The sequence below is a fragment of the Lentimicrobium sp. S6 genome, assembly GCF_013166635.1.
Lineage (GTDB): Bacteria > Bacteroidota > Bacteroidia > Bacteroidales > UBA12170 > UBA12170.
In genome coordinates, this window is record NZ_JABKBZ010000187.1 from 1 (window position 1) to 1,906 (window position 1,906).

Consider the following 1,906-nt stretch of genomic DNA (forward strand, 5'->3'; position numbering starts at 1 on the left):
TCAATTATATTAAAGTAGCTGAAGACATCACCGAGCGTAAACAAGCCGAGGACAACTTCAGACACTCCATCGATGAGTCGCCATTAGGTATCAGAATTGTAAACCAGAAAGGAAAAACCATCTATGTCAACAAAGCACTTTTGGATATTTATGAATTCTCTACTCCAGACGAATTTCATAAAACTAAAGTAATAGACCGATACACCGAGCAAAGCTATCAGAAACATCAGGAAAGAAAAACAATCAGGCAAACAGGTGGAGATGTTTATGATTACGAAAAAAGCATCCTGCGAAAAAATGGAGAAATCAGGCACCTGAGAGTGTGGCGAAAAGAAGTCATCTGGAATAGAGAAAAACATTTTCAGGTCATTAATCAGGACGTTACTGAACTAAAACTGCTTAACACCGATTTGATTCTGGCCAAAGAAAAAGCCGAAGAAAGCAACCGCTTAAAAACTGCTTTTCTGAATAATATGAGCCACGAAATACGCACACCACTAAACGGAATAACAGGCTTTATTGGAATTCTGCAAGATTCCGAAATTGATGATGAAGAGAAACAACAATTTTTCGACATTATAAATAGAAGCAGCGAAAGACTGATTGCCACGGTTACTGATATTATGGATATTTCGAGAATTGAAGCCGGGGAGGTTAAGGTTTCAAAATCGGAGGTATCGGTAAACGAGATTCTCGAAGAACAGTATAATTTTTTCTACCACCAGGCTCAATCAAAAGGACTTGAACTAATTTATAAACCAAGCCTTTCGGACAGTGAAGCACGCTTTGTTACCGACAAACACATACTGGAAGGAATACTTATCAACCTGATTAAAAACGCGATTAAATTTACCGATCAGGGAAAAATTACTTTTGCTTGCTCACTAAAAAAAGAGCAGGATATTGATGTCCTGGAATTTTATGTAAAAGACACGGGAATAGGAATTCCAGCAAACAGGACTGATGCTATTTTTAATCGTTTCGAACAAGCTGATATTGAAGATAGAAGAGCATTTGAAGGCTCGGGACTGGGGCTTGCCATTGCAAAGTCTTATGTTGAAATGCTGGGTGGTGACATCAGCGTAAAATCTAAAGAAGGAGAAGGTTCCACATTCACCTTTAGCATTCCTTACACTAAACAGTTTGTGAAAGAAAGCGATGCCAAAGAGAACACAAATAAAGAACCGCAAGTATCTTTAAGTAATTTATCGGTAATTATTGCTGAGGATGATGAAATTAGTGCAATGTTTTTTAACACCATCTTTAAAAACACTTTTAACAAAATCATTTACACAAAAACCGGACATGAAACCATTGATAAATGCCGGGAGAATCCTGAAACGGATCTCATACTCATGGACATCAAAATGCCCGGCATGAACGGCTATGATGCCACCCACGAAATTCGAAAATTTAACAGCGATGTAATCATCATTGCCCAAACAGCCTTTGGTTTATCGGGTGACAAGGAAAAAGCAATAGAAGCGGGATGCAACGATTATATTTCAAAACCAATTAATAAAGCTGAACTAAAGACATTAATACAAAAGTATTTCGGCAAATGAGATTTGAACCACAAAAGGATACAAATAAGAGGGACAAAAGCAATAATTCTCAACAATGGAAAAACTAGTCGCAACCGGATGCCTTGCTACGGGCTCAGGAGATGGATTTATTCGCTCGACGCCATTGGGTTCTTGTGTGGCGGTTGTTGCCTACGATATATCTACAAAAATTGGTGGAATGGCTCATGTAATGTTACCCGGTAAATCGCCAAAAGACAACAAAGAAGATGAAAACAAATATGCCGAAAACGCCATCACAAATTTATTGAGTGAATTGAGCAAACTGGGTTCATCAAAACAGAACATTGAAATTTGTCTTGTTGGTGGAGCAAATGTGTTGA

2 protein-coding genes are annotated in these 1,906 nt (G+C 38.1%); both read left to right on the forward strand.

Annotated elements, in window-relative coordinates; translation table 11 throughout:
* A partial coding sequence (locus HNS40_RS22215; RefSeq protein WP_172284903.1) for an ATP-binding protein occupies window positions 1–1,565 on the forward strand: 1,565 nt, incomplete at its 5' end.
* A gap of 55 nt (window positions 1,566–1,620) precedes the next feature.
* On the forward strand, window positions 1,621–1,906 hold a 286-nt coding region (locus tag HNS40_RS22220; RefSeq protein WP_172284904.1), incomplete at its 3' end, for a chemotaxis protein CheD.